Origin of the sequence: Protofrankia sp. Cr1 (genome assembly GCF_963555865.1) — a bacterium.
GTDB lineage: Bacteria > Actinomycetota > Actinomycetes > Frankiales > Frankiaceae > Protofrankia.
Window position 1 is genome coordinate 1 of sequence record NZ_CAUVXO010000218.1, and the last position, 8,109, is coordinate 8,109.

The following is an 8,109-nucleotide window of genomic DNA, read 5'->3' on the forward strand; positions in this document are numbered from 1 at the left end:
GGCTGTGCCCGTCCCGGCCGCGGCAGCGGTGCTGGTCGACATACGTGGGTGCTGTTCGTCCGGCCGCGTCCGGCGTTGCACCGGCGTTTCTACACCGAGCTGCGCCAGGTGCTCGCCGAGGCCGACACCCTGGCGGAGGCGTTCGCCGCGATCGTGGCGGAGGAAGGCGACGGCACGGCGGCGGGCGGTGACGGTGACCGCGAGAACGGGGGCGCGGGCGCGGGCGACGACGGTTGGGATGCGATCGGGGAACGGCTACTCATGCCGTTGCCCACGAACGACGAGCAGGAACGCATCGCCGTCAGGCTCGCCCGTTCCCGCGGTGTCACGGTGCAAGGGCCGCCCGGCACGGGTAAGAGCCACACGATCGCGAACCTGGTCAGCCATCTGGTCGCCCACGGCAGGCGGGTGCTGGTCACCGCGCACAACGAGCAGGCGCTCGCGGTACTCCGCGAGAAGATCCCGGCGGAGCTGCGCGACTTCTCCATCGCGGTGCTGGGCTCCAACCAGGCCGCGCTCGGGGAACTGCGCGCCTCCGTCCAGACCATCATGGACGCGGTCTCGGGCATCGAACCGGTCGCGGAGACCGTCATGCTTGAGGCGCTCGGGCGCGACCTCGACGCGGCCCGGACCCGCGAGCGCAACCTCCAGTTGCGCCTGGTGGAGCTGCTCCGCGACGAGGCCGCGGAGTTTGCGCTCCCCGAGGGGCCGGCGAAGGCCGCACAGGTCGGCGCCTGGCTCGCCCGCCACGAGCCGGAGTGGGGCCGCATCCCGGACCGGTTGTCGGTTGATCAGCGTCCACCACTGAGCGCCGCCGAATTCATCGACCTGATGCACCTTGCGGGCGCGACGGATGCGGCCGACGCGGCTGCCGCCCGCTGTGTGCTTCCGGATCTCACGGCAATCCCGTCCGCCGGGGATCTCATCACGCAACATCGTGCCCTCGACCGGCTCCGGGACGAACTCGCGGATCTTGAAGAGCGGGGCGTCGTGCTGCCCGCCGTTGACACGCTCGGCGGACCGGCGCTCGCCGCCCTGGTCGGCGACGTCGCGCGGGCCGCTGCCCTGATCGCCGATCTGGAAGAGCCGTGGTTGTCCAGCCTGCGCGGCCAGGTCGCCCAGTCCGCGATGCTGGCCGGATTCTGGTCGGAGCAGGCCGGGGCGCTCGCCGAATGCGCCGGCACGCTCGTGGACGCGCGGCACCGGACGTCCGGTAGAGAGATCGTCGTCCCGGACGGTGACCCCCGTCTGCACGAGGGCTTTCTCGACGAGTTGGAATCGCGTTTCGCCGGGGGTAGGGGCATCCCGCGCTTCGGTAACAAGGGTCTGAAGGAGTTCCACGCCACCGCCCGGGTCGACGGTTTCGAACTGCGGACCCCCGCCGACGTCGACGCCGTCCGGGCGGCGGTCCGCGAGCGGGTAACCCGGGCCAGCGCGGGTCGCCGGTACGGCGAACTGGTTAGCCACCTGCACGCGCCACCGCTGTCCGCCGATGGTCCGGCCTTCCTCCCCGGGCTCGAACATGCCGTCAACCTGCTGCGTAGCGCGATCAGCTGGGAGACCACGGGCGCACCGGCGCTGCTCGCCCGGCTGCGCACAGTGCTACCCGATGCCCCGGCACGGCCCACCGGCGCGCAGCTGCGAGAGATCGCCGACGTGCTCGCGGCGGCCGCGAAGCGGGGTGACGAACAGGCGCTGACGGCGCGGCTCGACGAGCTCGGAACGGCCCTCGAGGCCGGGCAGAGGCAGCCGGGCGCGAGCCCGCTGTGGGGCGTGCTGCGCGACACCCTTGCCCGCCGTGACTTCGCCGCCTGGCAGGCGACCTGCGATGAGATCGCCCGTTTGACCGGCCTGGGGCCCGCTCTGACTCGCCGGGACCTACTGGCCGGGCTACTCGCCGTCGCCGCGCCGGTCTGGGCCGGCCGCGTCATCGACTCCGGGGGAGACACCGCCGTCTGCGGCCAGCCGCAGGACCTGGCCCGGCTCTGGCTGTGGCGCCACGCCCAGACCTGGCTGGAGGCTCTACTCGGTCGGGGTGACGCTGAAGCCCTCCAACGGCAGATCACCGATGCCGGGGCACAGGTGCGCCGGCTGGTGCTGGAGTCGGCCGCCCGCGGGGCACGGCTCGGCATGCACCGCAGCCTGCGGGATGATCAGCGGCGGGCGCTTGAAGGGTGGCTCCAGGCGCTGGCGAGGATCGGCAAGGGCACCGGCAAGTTCGCCGGAAAGTGGGAGGCCGAGGCCCGCGCCCAGATGCCGGCGGCGATGGGGGCCGTCCCCGTCTGGATCATGCCGATCCACCGGGTGCTGGCGAGCTTCGACCCTCGTCGCACCGATCTGTTCGACGTGGTCATCGTCGACGAGTCCAGCCAGTGCGACGTGCTGTCCCTCGGTGTTCTCGCACTCGGACGCAAGGTCGTCATCGTGGGTGACGACAAGCAGATCAGCCCGGCGGCTGTCGGTGTGAACCGGGAGCGCGTCTTCGAGCTGATCGATTCACATCTGCCCGACCTGCCGCAGCGCTCCCTGCTCGACGTGGAGGCCAGCCTCTACGACACCGCGAGCCGGGTGTTTCCGGGAAAGGTGCTGCTGCGCGAGCATTTTCGGTGCGTACCGGACATCATCGAGTTCTCCAACCGCTTCTACGACGGGAAGATTCTGCCGCTGCGGGAGGCGACCGATCTCGGCATCGGCATCGGCATCGGCATCGGCGCGCCGGTCCGGCCGGTCCGGGTGCCCGACGGGGCACGCACCCGCGGCCAGTACGGCGACGTCAACGAACCCGAGGCGCTCGCTCTCGTCCAGCAGATCCTCGACTGTTGCGACGACCCTGCCTACGACGGCATGACCTTCGGGGTCGTCACCCTGCTGGGGACCGGGCAGGGACGCCTGATCGAGCAGACGCTCGTGGACAAGCTCGGCGCCGAGGAGTATGAGCGCCGACGGATCCGGGTCGGTGACCCCTACAACTTCCAGGGTGACGAGCGGGACGTCATCTTCGTGTCGGTCGTCGCCGACGACAACCGCTCCGCCGCGACCCGCAAGGCCGACCAGCAGCGCATCAACGTCGCGGCCAGTCGTGCCCGCGACCAACTGTGGATTTTCCACACCGTGGATCACGCCGTGTTGCATCCCGATGACGTCCGTGGGCAGCTGCTCGCCTACGCATACGGCGTCAACACGCCGCGGGCGCGGGCCGAAGCCCTCGAGGACCGGTGCGAAAGCGACTTCGAGCGCGCCGTTCTGCGGGATCTTCTGCGCCGCGGCTACCGGGTGTCCCCGCAGCACCACGTCGGTCATTGCCGTATCGACCTGGTCGTAGAGGGCGCCCGTGACCGGCTCGCGATCGAATGCGACGGTGACACGTTCCACGGTCCGCAGCAGTGGGAAACCGATCTTCGACGTCAGCGGGTGCTTGAGCGGCAGGGTTGGAAATTCTGGCGGGTCCGGGGTTCGGCGTATTTCCGCGATCCGGTCGCCGCGCTCGCGTCACTGTGGAAGCGACTCGACGAGCTGGACATCCATCCCACAATCGTCAGCTCGGGACGCTGACGACGAGTCGCGGCACGCTGACACGGCCACCGTCTGTGCATGGAGACGACCGGATCAGATCCGGGTAATGATCGGCGCGTGTTTGTCGTACGGTACGGTTTTCGGCCCGAAAAGCGTACCTGACAACAAACTTACGCCGATCTTTATCGATGATCGGGGTCGAGTCGGTCGGCGCTGGGCCGAGCCGACGTCTGTGGATGCCGAAGCCTCGGGGTCGCTGAAGCCCCGGATCGCTGAAGCCCCGGATCGCTGAAGCCCCGGATCACTGATGGCTGGCGGGCTGCTCCTGGCCCACTTGCCGGGCGTAGAGGCGGGCGTAGGCGCCCCCTGCCGCCAGCAGTTCGCCGTGCGTGCCCTGTTCGACAACCGTGCCTGCGTCCAGGACGTGGATGGCGTCGGCGTCGACGATCGTCGACAGCCGGTGCGCGATCACCACCCGGGTGCGTCCGGTGCCCAGCCGGGCCAGCGCCTCCTGCACCACGTTCTCGGTCAGCGAGTCCAGCTGCGACGTGGCCTCGTCCAGGACGAGCACGGGCGGGTCGGCGAGCAGGACCCGGGCAAGGGCGAGCCGTTGACGTTCCCCGCCGGAGAGCTGGTAGCCGCGGGCCCCGACCATCGTCTCGACACCCCGCGGCAGCTTGTCCAGCAGCGGGCGCAGGCCGGCGTCGACCGCGGCGGTGGCCACCTCGTCGTCGCTGGCCTCGAGCCGTCCGTAGCGGATGTTCGTGGCAATCGTGTCGTGGAAGAGGTACGGGTCCTGGGGGACGACGCCGACGAGCGCCCGCAGTTCCTCCCAGTCCATCACGGCAAGGTCGACGCCGCCGCACAGGATCCGGCCGCGGTCGGGTTGATAGATGCCGGCGAGCAGGGAGCCCAGGGTGCTCTTGCCCGCACCGCTGGACCCGACGACCGCGGTCTTCTCCCCGGACCGGACGTCCAGGGCGAGGTCGCGCAGATTCCACCGCTGCGTGTCGTCCCCGGCCGGGTCACCGCGACCACCGTGCAGCGTCGCAGGGTCCTCGTCGGGGTCACCGACGTACCACCAGCGGCGCCGTGGATCGCGTCCCGCGGCGGACCAGGCGTCCTGCCGGCCCTGTCGGTAGCGGAACCAGACGCGGTCGATGAGCAGGTCCGGGGCGGCCCTGGTAGCGGCCGGTGCGCAACGCTGACCGGGCACCGGCTCGCGGACGGCCGTTCCGGCGCGCTGACCAGCGATGTCGGCGCGGTGACCAGTCGTGCTGGTCGTGGTGCTCGCCGCGGCCCTGGCGGTCGTGGTGGTCGCCGTGGCCCTGGCGGTCGTGGTGGTCGTGGTGGTCGTGGTGGTCGTGGTGGGCAGGTTGCGGGGATCGGGCGGGATGTCGAGCAGGCCGAAGATCCGCTCGACGCCGACGCCGGCCTCCAGCAGGTCCGAGCGGCTCTCCGCCAGACTCGTGACCGGCCGGTAGGCGTACAGCAACGCGGACGCGAAGGCGATCAGCGTGCCGATCGAGGTGCGTCCGCTGCTCACCAGCCAGCCCCCGAACCCCATCACCGCGACGACCGCGACGGCGGCGCCGGCCGAGGACATCAGCCCGGCGACCGCGGAAACCCGGGTGCGCCGCACAGCGATCCGCTCCAGGTCGTCGGCAACGGTCGCGAACCGTGCCGATTCGTGGTCGGTACGGCCGAACAGCCGGACGTGCAGCGCACCGGCGACGCCGCTGGTGTCGGCGAGCTGGGCGAAGTGCGCGGACCGCAACTTTATGTGCTGCCGGGTCAGCTCGCGGCCACGGCGCCGGCCGAGGGTCGTCAGCGCGAACACGCCGGGGGCCAGCAGCACCGCCAGCAGGCTCAGCCGCCACTCCAGGACGAAGACGGTGGCCGTACCGACCATGGCGGTGACCGCGGCGGTGATCGCGTGCGGCATGGAGACGGAGACGGCGGCGCGGACCTCGTGCACGTCGTTGCCGAACAGCGACAGCAGCTCGCCCTGGCGCTGACCCGGGAAGAAGCCGAACGGCAGTCGCAGCAGATGGTCGTGGACGGTGACGGTGACGCGCCTGGTCACCGTCTCACCGAGCCGCGAGCCGATCACCCTGGACGCCGCGCCGGTCACGGCGTCGAACACGAACACCACCAGTAGCAGTGCCACCTGGGGGAGCAGCGCGGACGTGCCCGGCACGGCCAGGCCGTGGTCGATCAGGTGCCGCAGGATGAACGGGGTCGCGGTGAAGGACAGGGCGCCGACCAGGTTCAGCGCGATGATGGCGAGGACGCGGCCGCCCTGGTCGTCGAAGAACCGGACGCAGCGGGCGGCCGTCGGGCTTGCGGTGAGCCGGGCGAGCACGGTCGCGGCGAGCCGTGGGACGAGGGGCGGCGGCCGGGTCGGGGTTGGGCCGTCCCGTGCGGTGGAAGCAGCGGACACGCATCCCCCTTCAGCCAGGCCCGCGCAGCCCGCTTCCCGCGGCCCGCCCTCGGGTACCTCCGGCGCCCGCGCGTTCGCATGCTGGATGCGTGACCGCTCGGACACCGCATCCATCATCGCCGGACCGGCCGACGGCGTGCACCGGTTTTCCGCAACCGGCCGTGGTCCTTATCCGGTCGTGGTCCTTATCCGGTCGTGGTCCTTATCCGGCCGCGGCCACCGTGGCCATGGCGGCGACCGCGGCCGGCTGGTCGAACTGCGTCCGGTACAGCTCCTCATACCGTCCGCCGGTGGCGAGCAGCTCGGTATGGGTGCCGCGTTCCACGACCCGTCCGTCCTCGATGACGAGGATGAGGTCCGCGGAGCGGATGGTGGACAGCCGGTGGGCGATCACCACCGCGGTCCGTCCGGTGAGTGCCTCGGCCAGGGCCGCCTGTACCGCGGCCTCGGAGGTGGAGTCCAGGTGTGCGGTGGCCTCGTCGAGGATCACTACCCGTGGCCGTGCCAGCAGGAGCCGGGCGATGGTCAGGCGCTGGCGTTCGCCGCCGGACAGCCGGTAGCCGCGTTCGCCGACGACGGTCTCCAACCCGTCGGGCAGACTCTTGACGAGGTCGGCGAGCCTGGCGCGGCGCAGCGCATCCCACAGGTCGTCCTCGGTAGCCTCCGGGCGTGCCAGCAGGAGGTTCGCGCGGATCGACTCGTGGAACAGGTGCCCGTCCTGGGTGACCATCCCGAGTGTCGCGCGGATGGACTCGGCGGTCAGCTCGCGGACGTCGATCCCGGCCAGGCGCACCGCGCCGGTGTCGACGTCGTAGAGCCGGGCCGTCAGCTGCGCGATCGTGGACTTCCCGGCGCCCGACGAGCCCACCAGCGCCACCAGCTGCCCGGGTTCGACCCGGAACGACACGTTATGGAGAATCTCGACACCGCCACGGGCGTCGAGCACGGCGACTTCCTCCAGCGATGCGAGCGAGACCTTGTCCGCGGGCGGGTAGCTGAAACTGACGTCGTCGAATTCCACCGCCACCCCTCCTGCCGGCACCCGTTGCGCGTCCGGGCTGTCTGCGATCAGCGGTTCGAGGTCCAGCACCTCGAACACCCGTTCGAAGCTTACCAGAGCGCTCATGACTTCCACCCGGGCGCTGGCCAGCGAGGTCAGCGGGGCGTAGAGGCGGGTGAGCAGCAGCGCGAGCGCGACGACGGCGCCGGGTTCCAGCTGCCCGCGCAGCGCGTAGAAACCACCGAGCCCGTAGACGAGGGCAAGCGCCAGCGCCGAGACCAGGGTCAGCGCGGTGATGAACACCCACTGCACCATCGCCGAGCGTATTCCGATGTCACGGACCCGCCGTGCCCGTAGGGCGAACGCGGCGGACTCGTGCGCGGGCCGGCCGAACAACTTCACCAGCGTCGCGCCGGGCGCGGAGAAACGCTCGGTCATCTGCGTGCTCATCACCGCGTTGTGGTTGGCCGCCTCGCGTTCGAGCCGGGCCAGTCGGCTGCCCATCCGCCGAGCGGGAAGGACGAAGACCGGTAGCAGCAGCAGCGCGAGCACGGTGATCTGCCAGGAAATTCTGATCATCACGACGAGGGTGAGCAGGAGCGCGACGATGTTGCTGACCACGCCGGAGAGCGTGTTACTGAAGGCCCGCTGCGCGCCGATGACGTCGTTGTTCAACCGGCTGACCAGTGCGCCGGTACGGGTGCGGGTGAAGAAGGCGACGGGCATCCGCTGGACGTGGTCGAACACGGTGGTGCGCAGGTCGAGGATCAGGCCCTCGCCGATGGTTGCCGACAGCCACCGGGACACCAGCCCGATGCCGGACTCGGCCACCGCGATGACGGCGATGAGCACCGCGAGCCCGACCACGACGTGGACGGCCTCGCCGCGCACGATCGCGTCGACGACCCGGCCCGCGAGGACCGGTGTCGCGACCGCGAGGACCGCCGTCACGACGCTGAGCAGCAGAAACCAGGTCAGCTGCCGGCGGCGCGGCCGGGCGAACCCGCCGATGCGCCGCAGGGTGGCCTTGGAGAAGGGGCGCCGTTCGTCCTGCGTGTTCATCGCGCTGTGCATCGACCGCCACGCGGTGACGTCCATGCTCATGGGGTACCTCTGCTCATGGATTACCTCTCGGTGACGACAGCCCGTTGCC

Annotated in this window: 3 protein-coding genes; 1 reads left to right on the plus strand and 2 read right to left on the minus strand. The window is 70.8% G+C overall.

All coding sequences use genetic code 11. The annotated features are described in order from the left end of the window. Positions 1–48: 48 nt before the first annotated feature. Positions 49–3,552 (plus strand): AAA domain-containing protein, encoded by a 3,504-nt coding sequence (locus U9980_RS16670; protein ID WP_322768759.1) that lies wholly within the window; start codon positions 49–51, stop codon positions 3,550–3,552. Between the two features lie 262 nt (positions 3,553–3,814). On the opposite strand, the gene U9980_RS16675 is transcribed toward U9980_RS16670, so the two are convergent. Both U9980_RS16675 and U9980_RS16680 read right to left on the minus strand, forming a co-directional pair. Then, a complete protein-coding gene (locus U9980_RS16675) occupies positions 3,815–6,061 on the minus strand; it encodes an ABC transporter ATP-binding protein (RefSeq protein ID WP_322768760.1) in 2,247 nt (748 codons plus the stop codon). A gap of 97 nt (positions 6,062–6,158) precedes the next feature. Next, positions 6,159–8,060: an ABC transporter ATP-binding protein gene (locus U9980_RS16680; protein WP_322768761.1), complete on the minus strand. Its 1,902-nt coding sequence runs from the start codon at positions 8,058–8,060 to the stop codon at positions 6,159–6,161. Positions 8,061–8,109: the final 49 nt, after the last annotated feature.

Bases quoted from the DNA above. Each gene is read 5' to 3' on its own strand.
- U9980_RS16680 (WP_322768761.1), bottom strand. From the start codon at position 8,060: ATGAGCATGGACGTCACCGCGTGGCGGTCGATGCACAGCGCGATGAAC.